Origin of the sequence: Paenibacillus sp. MZ04-78.2 (genome assembly GCF_024213375.1) — a bacterium.
Classification (GTDB): Bacteria; Bacillota; Bacilli; order Paenibacillales; family NBRC-103111; genus Paenibacillus_G.
Genome location: NZ_JANAVJ010000016.1, coordinates 45,257 through 71,750, shown reverse-complemented (window position 1 = coordinate 71,750; position 26,494 = coordinate 45,257). Strand labels below are relative to the sequence as shown.

Sequence of the window (26,494 nt, the reverse complement as noted above, 5' to 3'; positions counted from 1 at the left end):
TTAGACGCTGCGGACCGTTAACCGCTCGATCCGTTTCTCGTAGCTTCCGCCCCGTACAACGCGCTGCACGTAAATACCCGGCGTATGAATCTCGTCCGGGTTCAGCTCCCCGACGCCGACGACCTCTTCCGCTTCCACAATCGTAATTTTGCCCGCGGCGGCGGCCATCGGATTGAAGTTGCGCGACGTTTTGCGGAAGACGAGATTCCCCATCGGATCGGCCTTCCAAGCTTTGACCAGCGCAAAATCCCCGACAATCGCCCGCTCCAGCAGGTACGTCCGCCCGTCGAACGTCTTGTGCTCCTTGCCATCCGCAACCGGAGTCCCGACGCCGGTCGCCGTGTAAAAGCCCGGAATCCCCGCGCCGCCTGCCCGAATCCGTTCCGCGAGCGAGCCCTGCGGCACCAGTTCGACCTCCAGCTCACCGCTCAAGAACTGCTTCTCGAACGTTTTGTTCTCCCCCACATAGGAGGACACCATTTTCTTAATTTGCCGGTTGGCCAGCAGCAGCCCCAGCCCCCAGTCGTCGACGCCGCAGTTGTTGCTGACGACGGTCAAATCCTTCGTCCCCTGCTCCCTCAATGCCGCGATCAGATGCTCCGGAATACCGCACAGCCCGAAGCCGCCGACGATCAGAACGGCTCCGTCTCGAATATCCCGTACAGCTTCCGTCATGGAGTCCATCACTTTACTTGTACCCATGTCCTCTCCTCCTTCGTTATGGTTTATTGCGCGGTGTAACCTCCGTCGATCAGCAGCGATGCTCCGGTGACGCCCTTCATTTTGTCGTTGGCGATCGGCATGGCGAATTCGGCGATTTCTTCGACCGACAGCAGCCGCTTTTGCGGGACGAGCGGGTAAATAACTTCTTCCAGCACCCGCTCCAGCGGCACCTGACGGGTTTTTGCCAGATCGTTCAGCTGGCCGCGTTCGTCATATACGTTTCCGTATAGCTGGTCATGAGCGCATTGCCCAAGATGACGACGGCCAGCAAGGTGAAAATCGGAGCAAATACAATGACCGGATAGCCCCGGTAAGCAAAAAACATGAGTAATCCCAAGGCGAACACTATGGCCAGAACTTCGATGATCATCTCGTGCTTTTCCTCTTTCCCCCTCTAAGATGAATACATTTCAAACGCTTCCAAAGATAGCGATTACAAAAAATCAGCTACCGGGTTGTCGAAGCTGCTTTGTTTTGGAAATTTTGTATCCCGAAATTGGAAGTTCTTGCGGCTATTCCAGTTTACAATGGGGAACGTAACGAGGTAAAATTCATACATCGAATAGCAACGATGCCAAAAAATTATAGGTGGAGATGAGTTTTTTGGATTTGCGAAACTTGACTTATCTTCTTGAGGTCGCCAAACTACAAAATTTCACCAAAGCCGCGGAAGCGCTTCATATGACGCAGCCGACGTTAAGCAAGCTGGTTCGGAGCATGGAAGAAGAGCTGGGCGTTACGTTGTTCGACCGTTCGGGCAAGCAGGTCAAGCTAACCGATGCGGGCAGCGCGGCGATCCAACAAATCCATCACATCCTTCAAGCGGTGAACGACCTGTATATTACGCTCGACGACGTCTCCCAGCTCAAGACCGGAACGCTTACGATCGGGCTCCCTCCCGTGATCAGCTCCGTTTTTTTCCCGCGCGTCGTCGCGCCGTTTCAGAAGCTGTATCCCCGTCTTCAATTCGAGATGGTCGAAGAAGGCGCCAAAAGCATCGAGCAACTGGTTCTGAACGGATCGATCGATTTGGGCGTCGTCATCTCCCCGGACGAGAAAGCCGGTTTCGGGACGATGCCCTTTATTAGGCAGCAATTGGCGTTGGTGCTCCATCGGTCGCACCCGCTGGCGGAGCGTTCCCCGGTGAAGCTAGCCGACCTGGGCCGGGAGCCGTTCCTCATGTTCGCCAAAGGCTTCGGCGTCCGCCATCACGTGCTCGAAGCGTGCCACCAGGCCGGCTTTCATCCGTTCATCGCGCACGAAAGCTCCCAATGGGATTTGCTTGTGGAGATGGTCGCCGCCGAACTGGGCGTCGCCCTGCTGCCCGAAGCGATCTGCTCCAAGATCGTGAACCCGGACGTCCGGGTGCTGCCGATGACGAATCCGGTGATTCCGTGGAATCTCGTCGTCATTTGGAACAAGGAGCGCTACGTTTCCTACGCGATGCGAGAATTCCTCCGATTCGTCGAACAGACCTCCGGCCCGGCTGGCGGTGAGCCTGTTTGTTGAAGAAATTGTATGTGCTTTATCTTGTCGTTTTTTTTGCAATCTCCATTGCTGCAGTTGTTATTGGAAGCAGCCCTCCGCTGCTTCGCGAGGGAAAGGAATATGTCCATCTCATTCCTCGCACGGGGATTTTGAATACATCGGATTCTCCAACATCGGGAGGAATGAAATTTTATTATCTCGACGAGAAAGGGAACCGTAACAAAATTGAGCTTGACATGATACGCGGCCAAGGGATGGGAACGAAAAACATTCTAACCTCAAAAGGCACTACGGAACAACTCTCGGTCAATGTTTTTTTCGTGGGTACGGAACAGCAATGGAAAGATGAGAAGAACCGCAATTGAAACGTGGTTATGAAAAGAAGAAAGCACCGTCCGTTGGATGGCGCTTTTTTTCTGGCAAAATAGCCGATCGTCAGATCGTGACCTTACCTTTCCTGCTTCCTTGCGGCACAATGGCCGCAGGTTTGGTATAAATACAGCGGATGACGATCTCGGCCAACGCGAAGTTCAGCACTAGCGCACCGTAGACTCCCAGCGTATAGCTGAGCGCATATTCGACGCCGAACCCGTTATGCAAAACAAAGGTGATCATATGGATGAACATATTCGTGAAGCAAAAAGCGTAGCTGCGAACCATCCATTTCCGATGGCTTTCGACCTTTTTTCGTTTGATTTGCACAATCGCTGCGATGGTCAATCCCATGAAAATAAGATTCATCACATTAAACGCGATGCTGTTGATTTTTCCCCCGGTCGAGAACGGGGCCATATAGCCGGAAGTAAGGACGACTACCGCAACGGACAGGAGGTACAAATAGCCGTTTACCCGGTGCAGCCTCCGGTGGTTACTCAATATTTTCGTTGAAAAGTTAATGGCCCCCGCGATCATGGCCACGCAGGCGAAAACAATATGAACATACATCACATTTAACCAGACCGGGAGAACGACGGGACGTTTCAATCCGGTTTTATGACTCAGAAATTCAGTCGCTTGCGGGTCATGAATGAAATTAACATACGTCACGTAAAGCATATAAACGACCGCAACGACGATCATCAGCAGGTACAGCGACTTGCTCCTGCTCCTTAGTTTTCCCATGCAAGCTGCCCTCCTTTCCAAAATGAAAAACCGGACCGTCCGGTTTCTTTTTTTATTATATATCACCATGTACTATCATTCACTTATAAAATGTTACAATATATGTACGAGCAAGAGAGCCCTTGAAATCCGCACAACGATAAGGCGAGAAAGGAACCTGTCCATGCGTAAAGGCGAACAAACGAAGGCCCATATCATTAAAAAATCCGCGTTGCTGTTTAATCAAAAGGGATACTCCGGATCAACGATACAGGATATTATGGAAGCGACCGGCTTGACCAAAGGCGGGATTTACCGCAATTTCTCCAATAAAGACGAAATTGCTTTTGCAGCGTTCGAATATGCGGGGAAGGTGCTGTGGGAACATTTTTCGGCGGCGATGCAAGGCTCCAAGACCGCTACGGCGAAAATAGTGGCGATGTGCGGCGTATACCGCGATGCCGTTCATCATCCTCCGCTCCAAGGCGGGTGCCCCTTTTTAAATACCGCCGTAGAAAGCGATCTTTCGTACCCCAGCATCCGCGAACACGCGCTGACCGCTTACAACGGAATGCTGTCGTTTCTACAAAGCATTTTGCAGCAGGGGATAGTCGATGGGGAATTCAGAGCCGACATGGATACCGAATCGGTGGCTTCCTTCGTCTTCTCCTCGATCGAAGGCGGCATTATGGCAAGCCGGTTGACCCGGGACAACAAGCATGTCGGATATGTGACGAAGCATATTGAGCAATTGCTGGGCACCTATAAGCGCGCTTCGGAAAAATAAGAGGGCTTTCGCAACGATCGAAAAGAAGCACAGCCAGTTGGATGTGCTTTTTTTCGCGAATGCAGGCTTTTGCTTTTTATGTCCAAGAGAGGGCTAGCAGTACTAGCCCGCTTCTCGACAAGCGCAGAGCAGGGGCAGTCCGTGCCCCTTGATGCCGTGCCAGTCAAACGCCGCAGTGAACGGTCATGGACGGTCAGGCCAGACCCTTATCCTATCGGCTCTTAACCAGTAGCTGCACTGCCTCTTGGATCACTTGATCGGGCGAGTTGCCTTTTTCCAGCTCCTCCCGGATACAATGCTCCAGATTCGCCCCGATGACCGTGCCGATCGTCCGGTCCACGGCCGTCCTTATCGCTGACAGCTGCGTTATGATGTCTCTGCAATCTTTTCCTTCTTCCATCATGCCGAGCACTCCGCGAATCTGGCCTTCGATCCGCTTCAACCGGTTTTTGACCGCATTATCGTATTCCACACCGACTCACCTCTTCTAAATAAACAAATTCAAGCCCGAATCCTCGGCATCGCCCAAATAAGTCGCTACGCCGGCATAATCGATACCGTCGATTAATTCTTCCTTGCGGATGCCCATAATATCCATGCTCATCGTACATGCGACCAGCCTGACGCCGGACCGGATCGCATTGCCCATCAAGGCTTCCAGCGAATCGACATTTTTGTCCTGCATGACGCGGCGAATCATTTTGGCGCCAAGACCTCCCATGTTCATCTTGGACAAAGGAAGGGCGGCCGTGCCTTTAGGCATCATCATCCCGAACATCGCCTCCATACCGTCCTTCTTGACGGCCGGGGCTCCGGCCTTGCGCAGCACGTTCAAGCCCCAGAAGGTGAAAAACATCGTGACCGGCTTGCCCATCGCCGCGGCTCCTGAAGCGATGATGAAGGCGGCGATCGTCTTGTCCAGATCACCGCTGAACACGACCATGGTTGCGCCGTTTTTGGACGCAGCCGGGACGGATTGCTGCATTGCGGCTTCCGCTCCTTTAATGAGTACCGCCCGCACGCCTTCGGGCGAAGATTCGACCGTCTCCAGCGGATTGCCTGTTTTTTCGCACCATTTGGCAATATCCGCGGCGAATCCGAAATCGGTGGCCTTGACTTCGAGCCGTTCTCCCGGCGCCAATTGCCGGACCGCTTCGTATACTTTCATAATAGGGCCCGGACACTGCAATCCGCAAGCGTCGACTTGGACCTGGACTTGAACCGCAGAAGCCGGGATCGGGGAATCGACCGGTACCGACGGACCGCTGCCCGTCCCGGGGGGCGGAAGGGACGGCTCGTCAGCCATCGCGGCATACGTCTTGTAGCCCCCATCCAAATTGCGCACCCGGTACCCGTGCTGCTGAAGAAGCCGGGCCGCGACATAGCCCCGCAAGCCGACCTGGCACGAGACGACAATCGGATGCTGGACCGGCAGCTCGTGCAGCCGGTTGCGCAAATCGTTCAGCGGAATGCAGACCGAACCCGGAATGTAGCCCGCCATCCGTTCGACTTCATCCCGAACGTCAACGAGCAGTCCACCGCCCTCGACATACGCATCCGCCTCGTGCCATTGCATCGTCTCGACCAAGCCTTCCATCACGTTGGATGCAACGTATCCCGCCATATTAACCGGGTCCTTGGCCGACGAATACGGCGGCGCGTACGCCAGCTCCAGATCGGCCAGCTCGGCTGCCGTCATCCCTCCGCGCATCGCCGTGGAGATTACGTCGATCCGCTTGTCGGCCCCGTCCTGCCCGACGGCTTGCGCGCCATAAATGACGCCGCTTGCTTTGTCGAACAGCAGCTTGAGCGACAGCGGCGCGGCGCCGGGATAATACCCGGCGTGAGAGGCCGGATGGATATGGATGGCCTCGTACGGAACCCCCAGCTTGTTCAGCGTCTTCTCATTCACCCCGGTGACGGCCGCGGTCAGGTCGAACGCTTTGACAATCGCCGTTCCGTAAGCCCCGGAGTAAGAAGCTTTCCGCCCTTGAATGACGTCCCCAACCAGCCGCCCTTGACGATTGGCCCCCCAAGCGAGCGGCACCACTGTTTCGAAGCCAAGCGTCCGGTCTTTGACCTCGATTGCATCGCCGACCGCGTAGATGGACGGATCGCTCGTTTGCAGCCGCTCGTTTACACGGATGGCTCCCCTCACGCCAAGCTCAAGCCCCGCCTCGCGGGCCAATCCGCTCTCCGGCGTCACGCCGATCGCCAGCAGCAGCATATCCGTCCGGAGAACTTCCCCCGAGGACAGGCGCAGCGTTTTCCCGCGATCTTCGATGGCGACGACGGACGTGCCGAGCATAAGATCTACGCCTTTGAGACGCATATGCCGTTCTACCGGCTTGGCCATCTCGGGGTCAAGCGGTCCCAGCACCTGTCCGTTCCGCTCCATCATTGTCACTTCAAGACCGCGATCACGCAGGGTTTCGGCCATTTCGACGCCAATAAAGCCACCGCCGATAATTGCGGCATGTTTCGGTTTTTGCTCGTTGATCCATGCGTGAATCCGGTCCGTATCAGGAATATTTCGCAGCGTAAACACCGCTTCCGCCTCGGCTAAGCCCGGAATTTCCGGCACGATAGGCTTCGCCCCCGGAGATAGTACGAGAACATCGTACGGATATTCCGCCTCTTCGCCGGTGTCCAGTTGCTTGACCCGTACTTTTTTGCCCGCCCGGTCGATCGCCGTCACTTCCGTTCGCACCTTGACATCGATGCCGAACCGGTCCTTCATTCCTTTCGGCGATTGAAGCAGCAGCTTGTCGCGGGACGCAATCGTCCCCCCGATATAATAAGGCAGCCCGCAATTGGCAAACGAAATATGCTCTCCGCGTTCGAACATCGTGATCGAATCGTGCTCGTTCAAACGTCTTAATCGGGCAGCCGCCGTAGCGCCGCCCGCCACTCCGCCAACAATGACAATATTTTTAGGCACGCCAATCAGTCCTTTTCTATGAAGTAATTAATACCCTATAGGGTATATAATAAACCCTTAGGGGTATCCAAGTCAAGTCAACCGGACTGACGAAAAAAGAGCCGTGCGCCTGCACGACTCCCCAAACCATTTCCGCTTATTCGATTCAACTCACACGACCTCTTGCATGCCCGTATTCGCTTTTACCAGAATCTCATCGTACTTCTCGTCGTTGCGTTTGGATGAAAGCAAGGTTCCAGCAATGGCGCCCAAAAATCCGATCGGAATCGAGATAATGCCCGGATTCGTCAGCGAAATCAGCGGCTCCCCGACGAGAATAGCCTTCCCTGCGACCGGGTCCCACACGTTGGGGCTGACAATGACCAGGATCAACGAGCTGATCAAGCCCACGAGCATTCCTGTCACAGCGCCGGCGGTATTGAATCTGCGCCAGAACACGGTGAACACGAGGACCGGCAGATTGGCGCTCGCAGCAACGGCGAAAGCCAGCGAGACGAGAAAAGCAACGTTCAGCTTCTGGGCAAACAGCGCCAGGATAATCGAAATGATCGCAACCCCAACGGAGGCCAGCTTCGCAGACCTTATCTGCTCCTTCTCCGTCGCCTTCCCCTTACGCAAAATATGGCTGTAAAAGTCGTGCGCGAAGGCCGAGGCTGCCGAGAGTACGAGTCCGGCGACGACCGCCAGAATCGTAGCGAACGCTACAGCCGAGACGAAAGCGAACAGGAAATCGCCGCCGAGCGCCTTCGCCAGTAGCGGTGCCGCCATGTTGCCCGCCGCGTTCGCCTGCACAATGACATCCTTCCCGACAAAAGCAGCCGCGCCGAAGCCGAGGAAAATCGTCATGACATAGAACACCCCGATGACCCAAGTCGCGACAACCACGGACTTCCTGGCGGTCGGAGCGTCTTTTACCGTAAAAAAGCGGATCAAAATATGCGGCAGGCCCGCGGTACCGAGCACGAGCGCCATATTGAGCGAGATCGTATCAAGCCCGTTCGTAAACTTGTTGCCCGGATTCAAGAAGGCCTCTTTCAACGGCGTAGCCTTCGCCATCTCGTCGAACATATGAAGGAGATTGAAGTCGAATTTGGCGAACACAATCAGCGAAATGATGAACGTTCCCGCCATCAGCAGCACGCATTTGATGATCTGCACCCAGCTCGTGGCCGTCATCCCGCCGAAGACGACATAGACGGTCATCAGCGCTCCGACGATCAAGACCGAGGTCGAATATTCGAGACCGAGCAGCAGCTTGATCAAGGCTCCGGCGCCCACCAATTGAGCGATCATATAAAAGATCGTGATCGTGATCGAGTTCAGCGCCGCCACGCCCCGCACTTTCTTGTTGTCGAAACGGGCCGCAATCATATCCGCCATCGTATATTTGCCCAGATTGCGCAGCGGCTCCGCGACCAAATACAACACGACGAGGTACGCGACAAGAAAGCCGATGCTGTAAAAGAAGCCGTCGAAGCCGAACAGCGCCACCATCCCGGCGATCCCCAGGAAGGAAGCCGCAGACATGTAGTCGCCCGCTATGGCCAGACCGTTCTGCCAGCCGGTCAACCCGCCCCCGGCGGTATAAAACTCGCTGGCGGTCTTCGTTTTTTTGGCCGCATAATACGTAATGACCAGCGTTCCCGCCACGATGATCAGAAACAAGAGAAAGGCTGTATTCATCATCGGCTACCCCACCTTCCGCAGGCTCGTTTTGGACTCGTCTTTGATTTGTTCGGCCAAGGCGTCGAACTGGACCGCCTTGCGGGTATACAGCGAACACAGCACCCAGGTCATCATAAATTGCGCAAAAGCGAAAATCCATGCCCACGTGATCGAACCGACCGCTTTGGTGTTCAGCACTTGAGAATACGAGGTCAGGACCGGAAGAACGAAGTAGAACACGAGGAAAAAGATCGACATCGGCAGGATAAAACGTTTCTTTTGAACCATTAGCCTGCGGAACGTATCGGAGCGTACGATTTCGCTGTAAGCATTCCTTCGGGTTTGTGCTTTCATTGGGTTTCCCTCCTGCAAAGTTTTCAGATCCCAAGTTTTTACTTGTAAGCGCTTTATAATTGTAGCATAGGAATGTGCGGATCACTTTCGCTTCGTCGCGAAATGTCAAAAAACGTCCCTCAAACGGTCAAAAGCCGTCCCGAACGGCGTCCTCTCCCGACCTGCTACTCTCCCTGCAGCCGCTTGATCAATTCCTTGGCCGAGACTCTGGACAAAGGCACTTTACTCCGCCCGGCATCCTTCAAGACGACGTTGTAAGCCCCGTTAAACCACGGCTCGATTTCATCAATGCGGTCCACATTGACCAAATAGCTGCGGTGCGTCCGGAAAAAAGCATACCCGATCAGCTTCTCCTCCAGCTCCTGAAGCGTTTGCCGGGTCACATGCACCTGCCCGTCGGCCATATGAATCTGCGTCAGCTTCTCTTCCTTGACCGCATAGCTGATCTTCGCAGGCTCGACCACCACCATACGGCTGCCGTCATCGATGAGCAGCTTCGGCTTGAATGCGCTCCGGGACCGGATCGCCCCATCCGCAGCCAGCGAAGCCGTCGCGGCAGCGGGCAGGACCGCTGTCCCTTCGGAGGAAGTCCGCATTTTGCGTATTCTTTGCAGCGTCTGACGAAGACGTTCCTCGTCGTAAGGCTTTAACAAATAATCGGCCGCTTCCAGACGGAACGCTTCCACAGCATACTGTTCGTAAGCCGTCGCAAAAACAATATACGGCCGCGGATCGACATCCATCAGTTTATGTGCGGTCTGCACCCCGTCCAAGCCGGGCATATGAATGTCGAGAAAGATGACGTCCGGCTTGTGCACTGTTCCCAGCTCCAGCAGTTGGATGCCGCTCGTAGCAAAAGGCAACAGCTCGACATCCCGTTCCCGGGACAATAAATAAGTCAGCTCCTCCCGCGCCAGCCGCTCATCCTCTGCGATCATCACTTTCATCGATCGTTTCACGCCTTTCCTCCACATGATAAGGTATCGTACATTCGATGCGCGCCCCTCCCTCGGGCAGGTTGGAAAATTTCAGCCTCGCCTCCGGGCCGAACAGGTGAATCAGCCGCCGGTTCACGTTATAGATTCCGATACCTGTGCTTCCGCTCCCGCCGCCCGTGACCGGAGAAGCTCCCAGCGTCTTCAATACGTCTGACGGAAAACCGTTGCCGTTATCCTTGACCACAATGTGAACCCCGTCCGCTCTGCGGCGGAGCTCGACATGAATGTTGCCCCTGTCCGTCCGCCCTTTAAAGCCGTGATGAATGCTGTTTTCAACCAGCGGCTGGAGCGTGGAAGGCGGGATGGACACAGATTCCAGACCGGGATCGCATTGACAATCGACGGAAAGCTGGTCCTCAAACCGGATATTCACGATTCCGAGGTACGTATGAAGATGCTCCAATTCCTTATACAGCGGGACAAGCGGCGCTTGGGTCATCGTCAGGTTCATGCGCATATAATGCCCGAGCTGCACGGTAACCCGTCTGGCCGCTTCGGGCTTGATCCGAATCAACGTGACGATCGCATTGAGCGTATTGAACAAAAAGTGCGGGTTAATTTGCGCTTGAAGCGCTTTCAATTCCGCGTCCTTCATCAAGCTTCTCAGCTGCTCCGCCATCGCGATATCGAGCTGGATCGAGATCAGCTTGCTGAGCCCTTGGGCAAAAGCCTCCTCCACCGGACGGATTTGCCTGACGCCGGGATAATACAATTTGATTAATCCCGCGACTTGCCCGCCACTGCGGATCGGAACGATAATCGCTGCGCCGATGGCCGGATGGTGCGGCTGAATCTGCTCCTTCGTTTTGGCAATCTGAATCTCGCCGGTTTGGACCGCCTTCCTCGACAATTCCGAAGCGATCGGCGTTCCTTGTATGCCCGGCATCATCCCGGTGCCGACATGCGCCAATATTTGCTTCGTATCCGTGACGGCGACCGCACTGGCGCGAAGCTCCCGGCGCAGCACATTGGCCGCCGCTTCGGCGGTCTCGAAGGTCAGCCCCTGCTTAAGAAACGGAAGCGCCATTTCCGCGATATGCAGCGCCCGCTGCGTCTCGGAGGCGGCGGCCCTCTCCTCTTCCTTCATGGCTGCTTGAATCATCGCGACCAAAATGCCGACTCCCACGCTGGTGGCCGCCACCATCGGTATCCCGATGAGGTCCACCGTGCGGATCGCGGCCGGCGAAGATTCGTTCACAATCAGCACGACGCCCATTTGCAGGATGGGAGCAAACACGCTAATAAACAGCGCCTTCACCGGCGCGATAACTCTTTCTTCGGCAAAGAAGCGGGCGACCAGTCCGGCCAAGAGACCCAGAATTGGCGTAGACACCGCATCGGCGACGCCGGTAATCCCGCCTAGACTGTAGGCGTGAATGCCGGAGATGAGACCCGCCCCCGTGCCTACGGCGACCCCGCCGAGCAGACCGGCCACCATCACCCCGATTAGCGCCGAATCCGCCATCGCCTCCTCCGGCTGAAGGGAAGCGACAAGAAAGGAAGAGTCCACCCTCTCCCCGGTAATCGTCACCCCGGCGTACGTGCCTCCGATACTGACCAGACCGAAAACCAGCGAAAACGTCAATCCGGTTCTCCAATCCGGCCTCCGGTCGAGCAGGGAACGAAACTGCGGGATTCGGGTAAGGATGAACGTAATCAACAATAGCAGTCCCATCCGCTCCATGAGCAGCAAGGTTAAGTGCTGCATCCGCATCCCCCGTTCCTTGGCTAGTTATCCCCATTATACTCGGAATTGAGCGCCGGAGAGTAAACTTTTTAGATAGCTGCTATCATGCTTTATGTAGATAAAAAAAGCACCGTAAAGGTGCGTTGAACCGGCTATACTTGACAATCAGCACCGGAACTTTCGAGTGCTGAACCACATGATGGCTGACGCTGCCAAGAACAAACTCGCGCAGGCCGCCTAGTCCTCTGCTTCCCATAATGATCAGGTCGCTTCCGCTTTCTTCGGCGTATTCCAGAATGGCAACAGCCGGCTGTCCCTGCTTCAGGCTCACCTTGACGTTGGGCAGCTCAGAGGTTAGTCGTTTGGCCTCGTCCATCATACCTTGGGCGGCAAGCAAGTAATCTTGATCCTCGTTGAACGGTGCGGCATACATCGGCCCTCCGAACACCGGAACGGGAATGTGGCAGACATGAATCACTTCAAGCCTCGCGGCATGATCTTGAGCAAATTTTATAGCCTTTTCCAGCGCTTTTACCGATAATGCCGAGCCGTCAAATGCGGCCAATATGTTTTGATACGGCATGACAACCATCCCTTTCCCTGAGATCTACTCTAATTTTATGTTACCGCGCTTCCTCCCCGATCGGAATGACATGGATCACATTGTTGTTGCGAGGCTGAAAAATCTGAAAAATACAAATGTAAACACAACGATACGGTGAATATGGAAATAAGACGCGCCAAATGTGACCATAGAAAAACCGGCGTCCGATTCGAACGCCGGTCTTTTCCCTTATTTAATTTCACAGAGCGCCATGAAGATCTTAATTGAAATATCACGACTCTTTCACATCATGCATTTTATCTGCTTTTGAAATCAGTTTGCCTCAAATACGCTACGATTTTGTTCAATCCCATCTGATTTGACCCTTTGACAAGAATAGTCGTGCCCGGTTGTATCGCTCGAGTTAATGCCTTGCGAAGCTGTGCCCTGGAGCCGAAGCTGTGCAAGTTTTGGGCGGGAAAGCCTGCTGCTCTGGCCCCTGCGATAATCTGTGAGGCATGTTTTCCAATGGCGTATACATGGGTGATGTTTTTTCGTGCCGCATATCTTCCTATTTCTTTATGGCCATAAACTGAATATGCGCCTAATTCCAACATGGAACCCAATACGGCAATTTTTTTCTTTTGGCCGGTAGCGGCTAATACATCAAGAGCGGCTTTTACCGCATCCGGATTTGCGCTGTAAGAATCATCGATTAATCTTATGCCTCTTCTCAAGTCATATACGTACAGCCGTCTTTTTGGTTTTTCATAGGTTTTGAGGCCGCTCTGGATCTGCTTCGGTGTAAATCCCAAACGATGTGAAATGCCAATTGCAAACAACGCGTTAAAAATATTATGCCTTCCTAAAATAGGGATATAGAAACGGTGTTCTTTCCCGTCAAGCTTCACCCGGAATGTCATTCCGCGCTTGGCGGTATGGATTTTAGACGCCCGGTAAACGGCTTTGTTGCGGATTCCGATTCGCACGATGCGGCCCTTGAATCCCTTCGTTCGCAGCAGTTTGGAATGCTGGTCGTCGGCGTTCAGCCATAAGGTTCCTGTCGGTTTCATGTAACGGATTAATTCCGACTTCGCCTTGGCCACACCTTGAATTCGGCCGCCAAAATTGCCGATATGGGCCCTTCCAATATGGGTGATAACCCCTATATTGGGACGAATATAGTGGCAGTGGCGTTTGATGTTTCCGTAATACTGCATGCCATATTCCAAAACAGCGGCCCGGTGAACAGACCGGAGCAATTTTGCATGCCTTTTGGTGGCCGACACGGCATTTCGGTTTTGGGGGGATTTGAAAATTTGCCAACGTTTCTTCAATACCGCGGCAATCATTTCTTTTGTTGTCGTTTTACCGGAGCTGCCGGTGACCGCAATGATCGGTTTGTACAGAATTGATTTTTTCCTCATGCTTTCCCGTCCACCGCCAATCGTAAAATGTCTCCCCTGAAAGACTTAGCCCTTGATGAATTCTTTTTACGATTAGTTTAAAGGATCATAATTTTGTCCCAACAGGGGTACATGCCCGATTAATGAGAGATATTACAAATCAGGCCTCCTTCTCACGCTGCATCTTTTCCTTCCAGTATACCCGCAAAAAGGAGACCGGACATGACTTGTCGTACATCCGGCTTTTCTTAGAGCGCCGCCCCGCCGACTAACGGTGGATAGGCAGCGTGACCTGGATCGTCGTGCCGACGCCCACCTCACTGGCGATGTGAATCCGGCCCTTGTGATGCTCGATAATTTTGTGGCTGACGAGCAGGCCGAGTCCCGTTCCCGCTTCTTTGGTCGAATAGAACGGCTCGCCGATCTGCCGCAGCTGCTCCTGCGAAATGCCGCAGCCTTGATCGGCGACGCGGACCAAGGCAAGTCCCTGCTCCGTGGCCTCCATACTTACATCAATCGTCCCTCCTCGTGGCATCGCCTCGAATGCATTTTTCAAAAAGTTGACGAACACCTGCTTGATTTGATTCGGATCGCAGCGGATCGGCAGCGGATCGCCCGTTGGGAAAAAGCGGATCTCAATGTTAAGCAGCACTGCCTGCGCGCCGGTCAGTGTCACGACCTCTTGAACGAGCACGGCGAGGTCGGCGATTTTCATTTGAATGGCTTGCGGCTTGGCCAGCATCAGCAGTTCGCTGATGATCACCTCGATCCGCTCCAGCTCTTCCTTCATAATCGGCAAATAGTGCGAATAGCTATGCTCCGATCGGCCCATCAGCTGAACGAAGCCCTTGAGCGCCGTCAGCGGATTGCGGATTTCGTGAGCGACCCCTGCGGCAAGCTGCCCGGCAATAGTCAGCTTTTCAGACTTGAGCAGCAGCTCGTCCTTTCGCTTCTGCTCTGTAATATCCTTGGCGATCATGTAGCAGCCGACCTGCTTGCGGTTGACGTAGATCGGGGCCGGCGTCGCGAGCAGACAGGCCAGATGTCCCGACTTGCGGACGATCTTCATTTCCATACCGGACAAAGCGCCTTCGTGCATGATGTTATGAAGCTGCGTCTGCGTCCCTTCTTCTTCGGGCGCCAGCAAATCGGCAAAAGGCATACCGATCAGCTCCAGCGCGGAATAACCGGTAATGGATTCGGCCGCAGGGTTGGCCGACGTGATGATCCCGCTCTTATTAAGCGAGACGATCGCGTCCAAATTATATTTTTTGAGCGACGTATACCGGTCTACGCTTTCTTCAAGCATTTGCAGCATCAGCTTCTGGTCCGTAATATCCTGAATCGTCCCGTTGATCCGAGACGGTCTTCCTTTCGAGGTCAATGTCGTAATACTTTGAATCCGGATGAACTTGACCGTCCCGTCGCCCAGAACAATCCTGCATTCCACTTGAATTTCGCGTCCGGCCAGCGCATCCCGCATGGATTGCCGCGCCGCCTCGCGGTCATTCGGGTGAATGCGGGTCATCAGTTCCTCGCACGTCACATCTGGATGCAGATCGGTTTTAAGAATGCGGCACAGTTCGTCCGACCACACCATCTTGCCGGTTAGCGCGTCCCATTCAAAGCTGCCCAAACGGGCGATGCGCTGCGATTGCGCCAGATTCTGTTCGCTATGGCGAAGCGCAGTCTGCGCCCGCTCCCGTTCCGTGACGTCACGGCCGATATAGATCTCCTTGAGCTGGGCTCCTTCGGAATCGACGACCCGCTTCACGGACACTTCAAACCAGACATAATACCCCTGCTTGTGGCGAATCCGGCAGATGAAAGAGTCGGATTCCCGAAAGGTTTGTTCCCCCAAGGACGCAAGATCGTCCGGATGGATGAATTCGGAGGCGTGCTTTCCGATCAGCTCCTCCGGCTCGAAGCCAAGCTGATGCTTGAGCGAAGCCGGGGAAACGAACTGCAGCACGCCGTCAATCCCGTAAGAGATGACGTCCCGGGTATGCTCCGAAGCCATCTCGTACAGCTCCGCCGCTTGGGGCAACTTAGGTTCCTCGGCGTCCGGCCATTCCGAGGCGTAAGCGCAAAAGCCGGCGTGCGCCCCATCCTGATCGCGGATGAGGATGACGTCGAGCTTTACCCGGACCGTGCCGCCGTCTTTGTGCAGATACCGCTTGACCACCGGCATCCCCGGTGCGGCGCCGGGTTCAAGCAGCGGGGATGCCGCCTCCCTGACGTCCGGGTCATTCGGATAAGTAAGCTGCTTCTCCTGCCGGTTCGCCAATTCATCTTCGGTATAGCCCAGCAGGCGGCCGAACGCCGGGTTGACCCTGATAAAATATCCTTCCGTCGAAAGGAACGCGATACCGCCGGGGGCATAGGTGAAGCTGTACTTGATCAGGGAATCCTGCTCCATGAAAAGCAGACACCTCCTTCGACATGTCAATCTGACGCGGTCCGGCTCGATTTTATTCCGGGAGAAGCTTTTCCACCAGCCGGTGAGCCGGCAAGGTTCGATCGGCGCGGATCGTACAGCGCGAAGGGTTCGCTATGCATTCCAGGAAATGGTCCACCGCATCGGCAAACCCTCGGCGGTACAAGCTCGAATCCCAGCTTCCGAACGTTTGCTCTTGGGGGAAAGCGCCCGTTTTTCTCCATACGGCGGTATCCATGTTCAGCACTTCGGCGGACCGGCCGCTTCCGTGCAGCTCCAGCTGTTCCAGATCCGCTCCCGCTTGGCGTACCATGCTGAATTGGGCAACTGTCGCATCCTGCAAGGAAGCTGCGGGTGTGCCATGGCCGAACGTCAACGTTCCCGCTCCGAACAAAAGCCGTCCTTCGTGATCGATGCGCTGCCGGTACGACGCCACGTCGAAGGCGTCTCCGCCAAGCCACAGCAATAAATCGAGCATGTGAATCAAATCGTCATACAGCGTGTGCTTGGCACGCTGGCTTTGCAGCTTCGTCCGGTGCTTCGCCGCCGTAACCAGATCGAAGCCGCCCCCTTCCTCCATCCATCGCTTGGCTTGCACATACAGCGGCGCAAAGCGTCGGTTAAACCCGACGGCAAGAAGAAGCCCGCGCTCGGCCGCATAGGCCGCCATCCGCTCCGAAGCTTCGATATCGTATGCCAGAGGTTTATCGACGTAGACGTGAATCCCCTCCTTTAAGCATGTCGTCACGATTGTTTCGTGCGTTTCCGTCGGACTGTGGACGAATACCGCCTCCGGCTTGGCCTGACGCAACAGGTCCGTGAGGGAAGCATACCGCCCGGCGATCCGGTACTGCGCGCCGATTCGGTCTACAGTTGACATCGAACGGCTGGACAGCCCTACGATATCGACTTTTTCGCTTGCGGATAACAGCGGCAAATACACTTTTTGGGCGATATCTCCCAGCCCGATAATGCCAATTTTGCGTTTCATTCGGATGTCCCCCCGATTTAGGATTGGTTCATGTTGACGCAAACCTTACAAAAAATCGACAATACGCAAACAGACTAACCTATTTCAAAGGCTGTGAAGGTTATGATAGAATAGGAGTATTGGCTGTTTTTCAAAATGCCTGACCATCTGGGGGATTTACATTCATGTTCAAAACAAATAAGTGGTTGCTTGTATTATCCATTATTTTATTTATCGGTCTGCTTGGGCTCTCGGTTTACTATGAATCCATCGTCTACTTGCATGCGGCCAGCGCGCTGCCGATCGCGATCGTCGTATTTTTGCCCGACTTGGGTCGGCATCAATATATTCGCTTGAAGCCGAAAGCCGGAGTCCGGTTCGTAAAAACAACCATCGGCGGCGACCCGATGCTGACTATCGCGTTCAAGCCCGGATTTATTCGTTGGGATCAAAACCGCAAGCTGTATTTTCACTTAAACAGTATGGGGAATAGTGAATCTTCCCGAGCGCCGGAAGCCAAAGCCGCGGGCGGCTCCGAAAGCACCGAAGCGGCGCTGTCCGTACTTCCCTTTGACTTGTCCCTCCATCCCCGCAAGCAGGGGTGGATCGGCATCGACCTTCCGCAATTGGCCGAGCGGACCCGCAGCTTGTCTTATACAACCGACGAAGTGTCGCGGCTGCTCATTCGGATGGCCGATTTGGAGGAAGCGGCGATGAAGGTGATGGTTACGCCCGGCGCGGTAACGGCAACCGAGGGCAAACAGCTTCAAGCTTAGTTGCCGGATCGGTCGCATCCCTGCATTTTCGGAACGCAAAAAAGCGGATTTCAAAGCGTACGCAACAGCGACGCTGCGAAATCCGCTTTTTGCGTCTCGCCAGCCTCTACCCGTTCAATACGGAATGGCACAGGTAGCAGCTTAACGTGCGCACCATCGCCCCCGTGCCGCCCAGCGGCTCTGTCCCCCGTTCGCTCCACAGCCATGCCGTGCCGCCCGTATCCAAATGCACCCACGGCGTCTCCCCGGCGAAAAAGCCGATGAACAGCCCGGCCGTAATGCTGCCGGCCCAACGGTCGCGCGAGGTGGCGTTCCGGATATCGGCCACTTGGCTCTTTAGCATGTCGTGATATTCTGGATAGTTCGGCAGAGGCCACACCTTCTCCCCCGCCCGCTTGGCGGCGGACAGCAGCTCCTGCATCATCGGCTCGTCGTTCGCCACGGCCCCGGTCGCCACGTCGCCGAAGCAAACCAGCACCGCGCCGGTCAGCGTCGCGACATCGATCAGACGCGTCGCTCCGAGCGCTTTCGCATACAACACACCGTCTGCCAGCACGATCCGCCCTTCGGCGTCCGTGTTGAGCACTTCGATCGTCTGGCCGTTCATCGCCGTAATGACGTCGCCCGGCTTGAAAGCCGCGCCGGAAGGCATGTTCTCGGCCGCCGGAATGACGATCACCACATGGACCGGCGGCTTGAGCCGGCCGAGCGCATGGATCAGACCGAGCAGCACGGCGGCTCCGCCCATGTCGCTGATCATCTCTTCCATTCCTTCCGGCTTCTTGAGCGAGATGCCGCCGGTATCGAAGGTAATGCCTTTGCCGACAAGGCCGATCACGTCGGCGTTCTCCTCCGCCGTCCCCCGGTAGCGAACGGCAATCATGCGCGGCGGGTTCGCGCTGCCCTTGCCGACGGCCTCCAGGCCGCCCATGCCCTGCTCGCGAATGCCGTGCTCGTCGAGCACCGTGCATTCCAGCCCGTACCGGGCGGCCAAGGCCTGCGCTTCCCGCGCGAGCGTCTCCGGCACCAAATAGTTGCCGGGCAAGTTCGTGAGGTCGCGGGCAACATTCGTCGCCAGCGCCAGCGCCTCCGCGGCGAGGATCGCACGCTCGAGTCCCGCGAGCGTGTCCGGGGCCTCCGCCCTGCCGTGCAGCAGGGCGACTTCCCGCAGCGCGGGCGGCTGCGCCCCGCCGGCGACGGCATAGCTCGGCATGCGGTACGCGCCGAGCCAGAGCCCTTCCGCGAGCGCCTGCGCCAGCTCGCGGGAGGCCGCGCGCCCGGCGCGCGGCAGCGGCGCCGCGAGGCGCACGAGCCCATGCTCGTGCGCGGCGCGGGCCGCGTAGACGCCTGCGCTGCGCCAGGCGTCGGTGTCTTCGGCGCGGGCGGCGTCGCCCAGGCCGCAGAGCAGCAGGGCCTGATAGCCCGGCATCAGGCCGAGCGTGGGCAGCACCTCGGCGTCCCCGAGGCGGCCCTTGAACCGCCCGCGCGCGGCGAGCGAGCGGACCGCTTGGACGAGCGGCTCCGGCACCTCCGTGCCGGCCGCCTCCGTCCACGCGTCCGTCGCCAGCGCCTCCGGCGTGACAAACACCGCGAGCGCGACGGCCCCCGCCGCGTCTCCCTCCGCTTCGCTCCCGGCTTCACCGGCTCCAGCCCCGCCAAAGCGCTCCTCATTCGCCAATACGATGCGCAGCTTCAACTCCTGCGTAATATAACGATCCAACGTCTCCACTTTCGTCACTCCTTATCGGTTTGAGCGGGCGCTGCTCCCCGCGAAGTTCCTCCTTGGCCTCAGCCGAAATACCCGGCGGCCTCCATCACCACCTGCCGCATCGGCAGATGGTACGGACACTGCTGCTGGCAGAGCGGCTTCTCCCGACAGGGCTCGTAGTCGGCACAGGACAATATTTTGTCCTTTTGCTTCTGGTAAAACCCGTCGCCCTTCGGCAGCAAGCCGAATGTCCGGCGCACCTGGCTCGAAATCATAATGTCGGGAATCGTCACGCCGATCGGACAGGAGCAGTAATTGCACCGGCGGCAGTTATGCGCTCCAAGCTCCACCGCCAGCGCCTCCAGCTCGCGCCGTTCGTCGTCTCCGACGTCTTCCCGCATCGCGGCGATATTTTCCTTCACCTCGTCCACGCTAATCATGCCTGAAATCGTTACATGCACATCCTGACTGTAAGGATAGCGGATCGCTTGGGACACCGGCTGGATAAATCCGCCCGAGAGCGGTTTCATCGCTGTCTTCCCCATCTGCTGCCGGGTCGCCTCGGGAATCAGCTCGTCCAAAGCGAACGGCTGCGCCAAGTTCAAGTGAAACAGCACCTGATCGAACTGTCCTTTGCCGATCCATTTGGCCAGCAGCTCCGGCCGGTGCCCGGTAAGGCCGATAAACCGGACATGCCCCTTGCGCTTCATCTCAAGCGCCGCCTGGTATGCGCCGTCCTCTTCCATTGCCGCTTTAAACTCTTGAACTGTGTTGACATAATGAATCTGCAGCAAATCAATGACGTCCGTTTTCATCCGGTCCAGGCTGCGCTCCATTTCTTCTGGCCGACTTATATTCCCGTTTTCCCGTCTTCGTTGCCAGAAAATATTCCGAGCGGCGGTGCGAAATGCATTCGCCGATAATTTCTTCGCTGTTGCGGTAGGCTGCGGCCGTATCGATGTAATTGATCCCTTCGTCAAGCGCGTAATTCAGAGCCGCCCGGGCCTGTTCAAGCGGTACGCCGGGCAGGTTCATTGCCCCGAAGCCGAGCGAAGACACGCGGTATCCCATGCTTCCGAACGTCGTGTAACGCATGTCCAAGTCTCTCCTCATGGAAAAATTACATGTTCTCCTCTGGATCAATTATAGAGCAACCGGCGTCAAAATAACAGTCTGCGGAACACGCCTCACCTCGCAAACTCCCGTCTCTTCTCTGTCTGGAAACGGCAAAAAACGGGCCGCCCCGAAAGGCAAGACCCGCTTTTTGTATCCCATCACTCGCCATGCGCGCCTTAAGGTTTCGGCACGTCGTTTTTGTCGGTCGGCAAGCTTTTGAAGTTTTTGAACACCTTCACCGTTTGGCCTACCAGCGCGTTGCCTTCCGGCATCATATCCGCCGTAATGACCATGTCCACCGGCTCGCCCATTTCTTCCAGATCCGTGAAGCCGTCCCCATCCGTATCTTTACCGGTGAGCGGGTCAGTGCTTGTCCGGATGAGCATGCCGTTTTCCAGCATCATCCCGGCCGTTTTCTCGTAGAAGTCGTCCAAGCCGTCCTTATCTTTATCTTCATGATAGCTGTTCTCCAGCGCCGACTTGAAGTACGCCTCAAGATCCTCGGCTGTCTGCACTTGGAAATACATCCCGCCGGTATACTCGGCAATTTGTTTCAGCAGGCTGATGTCCGCATCTTTGCTCAGTCCCATTGTGATGATCGTGATGCCTTTCTCGAATGCCTCTTTCAGCATGTTCAGATCGTCTGGGGTCGTTGCAAAGTTGTTTTGTCCATCAGTCAGCAGCAGGGCGATTTTACGCTGGCCGTTGTCTCCGTACGTATCGTACAGCCTCACCGCTTCCCGTACCCCTGCAAAAATATTCGTTCCGCCGTCGCTATCGATGTGGTACACCGCACCGGTCACAGTCGAGCTGTGGGCCGAGAACGTCGCGTACGTTCGCGCTTTGGTATCAAAATCGATAATAGCGGCCCGGTCGCTCAAGGAATAGACCTGATTCGTTACGGTCGGATATTCGAAGTAGTATCCTTTTTCTTCCTCGTATACCGATTTGGCCACCGTTACGGTTTCCGTCTTAAGCGGGCTCGCCGCATCATACTTCAAGCCATAAACCAAGCTTGTTACCGCCGTTTTACGCAAATTTTTTGGGTCCGTGTCTCTCATGCTGCCGGAGCTGTCGATGATGAAGGCAAAATCGATATACGGCTTGTAGGTGCCGTCGACGACGGTCGAGAGATGCGCCCGGAACGTCTGCTCCCATGATTTTTTATCGATCAGCACGTATTTGCTGTTGTGGGTCGTTGTAAAGCTCAACGTTCCTTGATCCGCATTGTACGCGGCAGGCAAAAATTCGAAGCGCTGCGTCGTTTCGTTGTAATACGCTGCCGCCAAGTTCTGTTTATTGGACAGCCCGGCCACGTTGAACGTCAGCGTCCCGGAAGCGAACGTCTTCCCGTTAGTCGAAAATTCGATCACAGGCCCCGTCAGGCCGGGAACGGACAGCTGGCCGAATACTTATTCGGTTTCACCAGATCGACCAAAATGTCGCTGAGGCTGCCGCTAAAAGAAGTCAGACCCAGACCGACTAAAGCGATCTTGTTGTTCAACTCGTCGGTCCCCTCAACCGGCTGCCCTTTGCCGATCGTATGTTTAATATCCTCCGGGCCGAGCGAGATGATCTTCTGCTTATCGTCCGGACCCGGACCCGGATTCGGACCCGGATTCGGATTAGGGTTCGGATTAGGGTTCGGATTCGGATTCGGATTAGGGCTCGGCGTGGAATCCGAGTCGGACCCCGAACTCGAATCGGAGCCGGAGCTTCCTCCGCTGGTCGTGCCGGATGTACCTGGAGCCGGTGACGGCAACGGCGCAGGAGCCGGCGTCTCTTTCTTTGGATTTTTGACGCCGGTTTCCATTGTTTTCAAGTACCGGGTCAGCATCGCCATTCCTTCGGCGCGGGTTGCCGCTTTTTCCGGATAATAAAAGCGCTTTCCATTCACCGTATCGCCTTCGACGATTTTATTCGAAGCGACGATGTTCACGTAATGGTTCGCCCAGTGGCCCGCCGTATCCTCGAATACGACCGGATTGCCTTCCTGCATCCTGAGATTATAGCTGCGGACCATCAAGACAGCAATTTCCGCTCGGCTTATTTTGCTATCGGGCTTAAACGTCCCGTCCTCATACCCGTCGGTCCATCCTTTCGCTTTGGCCGCTTCGATATACTGCAACGCCCAATGGGAGGAAGCGACGTCTTGAAACGAGCTCTCCGCCGGTTCGTTCAGCTTCGCCTGCCGTGCGGAGACAAGCAGCTTGATGTACTCCGCTCTTGTGATACTTTGCTCCGGCAGGATCGCAGGCTGTCCGTTTTGGATGACCCCGTCGACGATTCCTTTCTGTACGAGATACTCCACTTCGTTCTTCGACCAGTGATTTTTGAGATCGTCAAAGGCAGGAATTTGATTGTCCGCCGCCGCGATACTGGAAAGCGAAGAGCCGATGCGATGGATACCGCTGTGATGGCTTTCCTTAGCATCTGTACACCTTCCTTGGCTTCTGTGGTAAACTATGCTGCTGACTTGTGTGCGCCCCCTCCCTTATTGCCGAGCGCCTCTCTTCCATTTTATCGGTGGGCCATTTGGTTTTTTTTATGAGAATATGTGAAATCAACTTCAAAAAACCGTTACCCGAGCGGCATGACCGCTTCGGTAACGGTTTTTTTAGGTAGAGAGCGATATATCGGCACCTAATGATTTAATCCTTCTACTGGTCATCCTCCCCTTGATCGTCCTCTTTCTTGCGGGAATCGACCGACTTGTTATCGTCTTTCTTCTTCGCATCTCCGGCCGGCTTTTTATTGTTGGCGTCGTCCGTTTTCCTGCTGTCGGATTCCTTCTTTTTACCCTGTTTCTTCTGTTGGTTTTGCTCTTTCTTTTTAGATTCGTCAACGCGCCGGTCTGCATCGTCGCGCCGGCGCTCATCGTTCGATTTGGTGGACTCTTCCGTCTCCCGGTCGTCCTCCAGGTCTTTCCAATCCGAACCGGAACGGTCGTTCTTTTGACGATCGTCCTCTTTTTTCCGGTCGTCTTCCTTCTTGTCGTCGTTTTTGTTGCCAGGACGCGACGTGCCGGGATTCGTCGCTCCCGGCTTCGTGCCCGCAGGAGGCGTGCTGCCTGACCTTGTATTGACCGGCGTCGTCTTACCTTGGTCTGCGGATTTGTCGTCTCTATCGCTGCCCCGCTTATTGCTGTTTCTATTATCGTTTCTATTATCGTTTCTATCGTCGTATGTATCGTCGTCTTTGTTTTTGTCTTTTCCGCCGTTCCCGGTCGTGCCTCCGGTTTTTTTCGGATCGTTCTTCGAATCGCTTCTCGAGTCGTTCTTGGAGTTGTTATTCTTGGGGTCGTTTTTCGAGTCGTTTTTCGAATCGTTTTTTCCGTTTTTGCCGTTCTTTCCATTCTTGCCGTTGTCTTGCTTGCGGTCTTTCAACTGGTCCTCCAGCTTCTTGTCCAGCTCTCCGTTCTTCTCTTCCTCCACCATCTTCTTGATGTCCGCTTTCGTCGGAAGCTTATCCGGTTGAATGAGCTTGGCCACTTCCGGCTTCTGCTTGGAGATCTGCAGGACCGATTCTCTCTTCAATTCGTCGAGGGTTACGCTCTCTCCGTTGCTTTTGGCATTCAAATATACGGTGTACTTGCCCATGGAGATACCGTTCTGGGAGGCGGCCTCCCGCACCTCCTTCGGCGTGGCGAACGAAGCGATCTGGTAAGCTTCGACTTTAGTCGGGTGCGCCTCTTGGATGTGCTTGGTTACCTGCTTGCGCAGCTTCTCGGCAATGCCAATATCGCTCACCTGGCTCTTAGACCCGACGACGGCGCTGGCAATGACAATCTCCGCCTCTTGCTTGGCAAGCGGGCCCTGCTCGGCCTTGTCCAACAGCTTCGAGGTGACGGCCTCCAGCGATTTCCCCTTGTAGTCGACCGCCTGCGCCAGCTCCGTCCCGTCGTCGTTAAGCCCCCGTAGCTCGAGAACGTTCTCTTTGACGTCGATGCCCATCTCGATGCTCGGGTTAATGTCCATCGAGATGTAAGCTACCACCTCGGGGCTGCCCAACTTCCCGTTGAAGCTGGCAAACAAGACCAAGCCGAAGACGACGGCTGCCGCAATCGCCGAACGGCCGGCGACGGAAGGACTTCTCCAATTGATGCCGCTATCCGCATAAACGATCTCTTCGCCGATTTCGCAAGTCCGCTTCTTGCGGGGCACCCGCTCGAACTTGCCGTCCGGACGCATCACAATGATGCTTTTTTCCGTGATTTCCATCACGACCCCTTTATTCACGGACATCTTCCCCTTTTTCATGGTCCTCTCTAATATGTAGGTAATCTCTGAGATACGGATAAGGTCCTAGATATATCAGAGCAACAGCAATAATAAATTTGCGGTTTCGTTCCAGCGTCTTGCGCGAAACCTTCACTTGAGACAGCAGCTCCTTAATCGGAAGCATCCGCTTGGATAGCATAATCCGCATCAGCTCGCCGTCATTCGAAAGCGTCTTGGCAATACCGAAGAGCGCCTGACGCGAGTCGTCGTGCTTAGGGGAAGCATCGACCAAATCTCCGAAGCGGATACCGAAGTCGGACAGACAGCGGTTCAGATCGATAATCTCGCTGCGCCGTTCCTCCATTCCCTTCTGCTTCTCGTACTGTTCGACAGCCTGATGGATTTCGACCGGATTAACGATGTTGTCCTCCTCGTCCTCCACCTCGAACGTGCTGTACGGAATTTGCTGCGAGAAGCGCTGTTCCTTGCGGACATAATCGATGAGCCGTCGGCGGATGACCTGCTCGGAAAATCCGAGAAACGACCTTCCGGCCTGCGGCGAAAACTGATTGATCGCTTCGTTGAAGGCGCCGAGTGCGATGCTGAACTCATCGTCCCGGGCCGGGTCCACATATCTTTTGCAAAATCTGCTCGTTACCTTCGCAACATAAGGTTGGTAATCCGTGATGAATTGATTGCGAAGGCGTAGATCACCTTCTTGAATCAAAATGACGATTTGTTCCGGCGTTTGCGCATCCGCGGAATCCGAGTGGTGTGCCTGGCGTTTTCCGAGAAATTTCTTAAATAAAACCAGCAGCAATCGTTCCACCTCTCTGCTTAAAAATTTCGCTCTCGCTTATACGATTACGGGGGTCATTTCGAGGGCTGGACGCCTATATTTTCTAAGGAATTTTTATGTGGGTCAGGGCAGGTTTTCCAACCTGTCCAGCCGCAAAAAACGTCCCTATCCAAGCCGCAGCCGCGGCAGGCTTGCCCTGGCGCCGGACCGCACCGCCATGCGGCATCGGCACCATACTCACATGGGCATACGGCGCCGCTGCCGGCGCTGTCTTTGCCTGCAAAGAAGCTTGGCGAAGAAGGGACGTTTTTGCAAAAGGTTGGTTCTGTTAAGACAGGCCACGCATGGTCTTTTTATTTTTCAGCTTGTGACGGCGCTGGCTGAGCACGTTGAGCCTTTTTTTGAGCTGCTGCTCCCATTCGGCGTCGCCGATTTCTTTGGCCACCATCAACAGATCGAGCGCCATATCAATCTGGCTTCGTACGACCTCCAGCGGCTCTTCGTTCTCGTGATTCACACAGTTCTCGAACATCTCCTGAACGTCCCGATGCTCGACATACTCTTGGAAGTCCACTTCCGGCGCGCCGTCTCCATGCGCATACTCGGCAAGGATCTCGTACTCGCTTTCCACCAGATGGTGCACTTCCACACGGTGGCATACCGGGCAGAACAATAACGGCACGTTATGAATTTGCGTCCGGATATGTCTTAGCGTCCCTTTGGTCCCCAACATGCTGGCGCCGCAGCAAAAACTCATCGTCCTCGTCCCCCTGT

25 protein-coding genes and 1 pseudogene are annotated in these 26,494 nt (G+C 55.3%); 4 read left to right on the top strand and 22 right to left on the bottom strand.

All coding sequences use genetic code 11. From position 1 onward, the window contains the following. The 3 genes and pseudogenes from NLX71_RS13940 to NLX71_RS13930 form a co-directional block, all read right to left on the bottom strand. Complete coding sequence (locus NLX71_RS13940; protein WP_254364283.1) at positions 1-702, bottom strand: CoA transferase subunit A; 702 nt, start codon at positions 700-702, stop codon at positions 1-3. Between the two features lie 23 nt (positions 703-725). Further along, on the bottom strand, positions 726-878 hold the full coding sequence (locus NLX71_RS13935) for an SDR family oxidoreductase (protein ID WP_254364282.1): 153 nt from the start codon (positions 876-878) through the stop codon (positions 726-728). Between the two features lie 41 nt (positions 879-919). Then, positions 920-1,093: pseudogene (locus NLX71_RS13930) on the bottom strand (GntP family permease); the annotation flags it as partial. Positions 1,094-1,326: 233 nt separating this feature from the next. On the opposite strand from NLX71_RS13930, the gene NLX71_RS13925 reads away from it, so the two are divergent. Beyond that, entirely contained in the window at positions 1,327-2,232 is a 906-nt protein-coding gene (locus tag NLX71_RS13925) for a LysR family transcriptional regulator (RefSeq protein WP_254364281.1), read from the top strand. Then, positions 2,226-2,576 (top strand): DUF6843 domain-containing protein, encoded by a 351-nt coding sequence (locus NLX71_RS13920; protein ID WP_254364280.1) that lies wholly within the window; start codon positions 2,226-2,228, stop codon positions 2,574-2,576. The genes NLX71_RS13925 and NLX71_RS13920 overlap by 7 nt, the downstream gene beginning before the upstream one ends. A gap of 70 nt (positions 2,577-2,646) precedes the next feature. Here NLX71_RS13920 and NLX71_RS13915 read toward each other — a convergent pair whose 3' ends face one another. Next, positions 2,647-3,333 (bottom strand): DUF2306 domain-containing protein, encoded by a 687-nt coding sequence (locus NLX71_RS13915; RefSeq protein ID WP_254364279.1) that lies wholly within the window; start codon positions 3,331-3,333, stop codon positions 2,647-2,649. Positions 3,334-3,496: 163 nt separating this feature from the next. Here NLX71_RS13915 and NLX71_RS13910 point away from each other — a divergent pair, with 163 nt between their 5' ends. Then, complete coding sequence (locus NLX71_RS13910) at positions 3,497-4,099, top strand: TetR/AcrR family transcriptional regulator (protein WP_254364278.1); 603 nt, start codon at positions 3,497-3,499, stop codon at positions 4,097-4,099. Positions 4,100-4,310: 211 nt separating this feature from the next. Here NLX71_RS13910 and NLX71_RS13905 read toward each other — a convergent pair whose 3' ends face one another. The 10 genes from NLX71_RS13905 to NLX71_RS13860 all read right to left on the bottom strand — a co-directional run bounded on the left by NLX71_RS13905 (position 4,311) and on the right by NLX71_RS13860 (position 17,122). Next, a complete protein-coding gene (locus NLX71_RS13905) occupies positions 4,311-4,571 on the bottom strand; it encodes a metal-sensitive transcriptional regulator (RefSeq protein WP_254364277.1) in 261 nt (86 codons plus the stop codon). 15 nt (positions 4,572-4,586) lie between these two features. Beyond that, a complete protein-coding gene (locus NLX71_RS13900; protein ID WP_254364276.1) occupies positions 4,587-7,040 on the bottom strand; it encodes a CoA-disulfide reductase in 2,454 nt (817 codons plus the stop codon). Positions 7,041-7,190: 150 nt separating this feature from the next. After that, positions 7,191-8,726 (bottom strand): solute symporter family protein, encoded by a 1,536-nt coding sequence (locus tag NLX71_RS13895; RefSeq protein WP_254364275.1) that lies wholly within the window; start codon positions 8,724-8,726, stop codon positions 7,191-7,193. A gap of 3 nt (positions 8,727-8,729) precedes the next feature. Further along, on the bottom strand, positions 8,730-9,059 hold the full coding sequence (locus NLX71_RS13890; protein ID WP_090668812.1) for a DUF485 domain-containing protein: 330 nt from the start codon (positions 9,057-9,059) through the stop codon (positions 8,730-8,732). Positions 9,060-9,223: 164 nt separating this feature from the next. Further along, a complete protein-coding gene (locus NLX71_RS13885; RefSeq protein WP_254364303.1) occupies positions 9,224-10,006 on the bottom strand; it encodes a LytR/AlgR family response regulator transcription factor in 783 nt (260 codons plus the stop codon). Next, positions 9,981-11,765: a LytS/YhcK type 5TM receptor domain-containing protein gene (locus tag NLX71_RS13880; protein WP_254364274.1), complete on the bottom strand. Its 1,785-nt coding sequence runs from the start codon at positions 11,763-11,765 to the stop codon at positions 9,981-9,983. Before NLX71_RS13880 ends, NLX71_RS13885 begins: the two co-directional genes overlap by 26 nt. Before the next feature lie 82 nt (positions 11,766-11,847). Further along, positions 11,848-12,327 (bottom strand): universal stress protein, encoded by a 480-nt coding sequence (locus NLX71_RS13875; RefSeq protein ID WP_254364273.1) that lies wholly within the window; start codon positions 12,325-12,327, stop codon positions 11,848-11,850. Positions 12,328-12,605: 278 nt separating this feature from the next. Beyond that, a complete protein-coding gene (locus NLX71_RS13870; RefSeq protein WP_254364272.1) occupies positions 12,606-13,715 on the bottom strand; it encodes a UDP-N-acetylmuramoyl-tripeptide--D-alanyl-D-alanine ligase in 1,110 nt (369 codons plus the stop codon). Between the two features lie 247 nt (positions 13,716-13,962). Continuing rightward, positions 13,963-16,113, bottom strand: a complete 2,151-nt coding sequence (locus NLX71_RS13865) for a PAS domain S-box protein (RefSeq protein WP_254364271.1) — start codon at positions 16,111-16,113, stop codon at positions 13,963-13,965. A 52-nt stretch (positions 16,114-16,165) separates the two neighbouring features. Beyond that, entirely contained in the window at positions 16,166-17,122 is a 957-nt protein-coding gene (locus NLX71_RS13860; protein WP_254364270.1) for a Gfo/Idh/MocA family protein, read from the bottom strand. 164 nt (positions 17,123-17,286) lie between these two features. On the opposite strand from NLX71_RS13860, the gene NLX71_RS13855 reads away from it, so the two are divergent. Then, entirely contained in the window at positions 17,287-17,877 is a 591-nt protein-coding gene (locus NLX71_RS13855; RefSeq protein ID WP_254364269.1) for a hypothetical protein, read from the top strand. 106 nt (positions 17,878-17,983) lie between these two features. On the opposite strand, the gene NLX71_RS13850 is transcribed toward NLX71_RS13855, so the two are convergent. From NLX71_RS13850 to NLX71_RS13815, 8 genes are all read right to left on the bottom strand, one after another. Further along, positions 17,984-19,606 carry a leucyl aminopeptidase gene (locus NLX71_RS13850; RefSeq protein WP_254364268.1) on the bottom strand — a complete coding sequence of 541 codons (1,623 nt, stop codon included), beginning with the start codon at positions 19,604-19,606 and terminating at the stop codon, positions 17,984-17,986. Between the two features lie 59 nt (positions 19,607-19,665). Further along, a complete protein-coding gene (locus tag NLX71_RS13845) occupies positions 19,666-20,400 on the bottom strand; it encodes an aldo/keto reductase (protein ID WP_254364267.1) in 735 nt (244 codons plus the stop codon). Then, positions 20,381-20,680, bottom strand: coding sequence for an aldo/keto reductase (locus NLX71_RS13840; RefSeq protein ID WP_254364266.1), 300 nt, complete (start codon positions 20,678-20,680; stop codon positions 20,381-20,383). The genes NLX71_RS13845 and NLX71_RS13840 overlap by 20 nt, the downstream gene beginning before the upstream one ends. Positions 20,681-20,877: 197 nt before the next feature. Next, positions 20,878-22,074: a vWA domain-containing protein gene (locus NLX71_RS13835; RefSeq protein WP_254364265.1), complete on the bottom strand. Its 1,197-nt coding sequence runs from the start codon at positions 22,072-22,074 to the stop codon at positions 20,878-20,880. 8 nt (positions 22,075-22,082) lie between these two features. After that, positions 22,083-23,057 carry an S-layer homology domain-containing protein gene (locus NLX71_RS26815; protein WP_309248952.1) on the bottom strand — a complete coding sequence of 325 codons (975 nt, stop codon included), beginning with the start codon at positions 23,055-23,057 and terminating at the stop codon, positions 22,083-22,085. A 304-nt stretch (positions 23,058-23,361) separates the two neighbouring features. Beyond that, positions 23,362-24,939 (bottom strand): anti-sigma factor domain-containing protein, encoded by a 1,578-nt coding sequence (locus tag NLX71_RS13825; protein WP_254364263.1) that lies wholly within the window; start codon positions 24,937-24,939, stop codon positions 23,362-23,364. Next, positions 24,932-25,741, bottom strand: coding sequence for an RNA polymerase sigma factor SigI (sigI, locus tag NLX71_RS13820; protein WP_254364262.1), 810 nt, complete (start codon positions 25,739-25,741; stop codon positions 24,932-24,934). The genes NLX71_RS13825 and sigI overlap by 8 nt, the downstream gene beginning before the upstream one ends. Positions 25,742-26,048: 307 nt before the next feature. Continuing rightward, positions 26,049-26,477 carry a hypothetical protein gene (locus NLX71_RS13815; RefSeq protein WP_254364261.1) on the bottom strand — a complete coding sequence of 143 codons (429 nt, stop codon included), beginning with the start codon at positions 26,475-26,477 and terminating at the stop codon, positions 26,049-26,051. Positions 26,478-26,494: the final 17 nt, after the last annotated feature.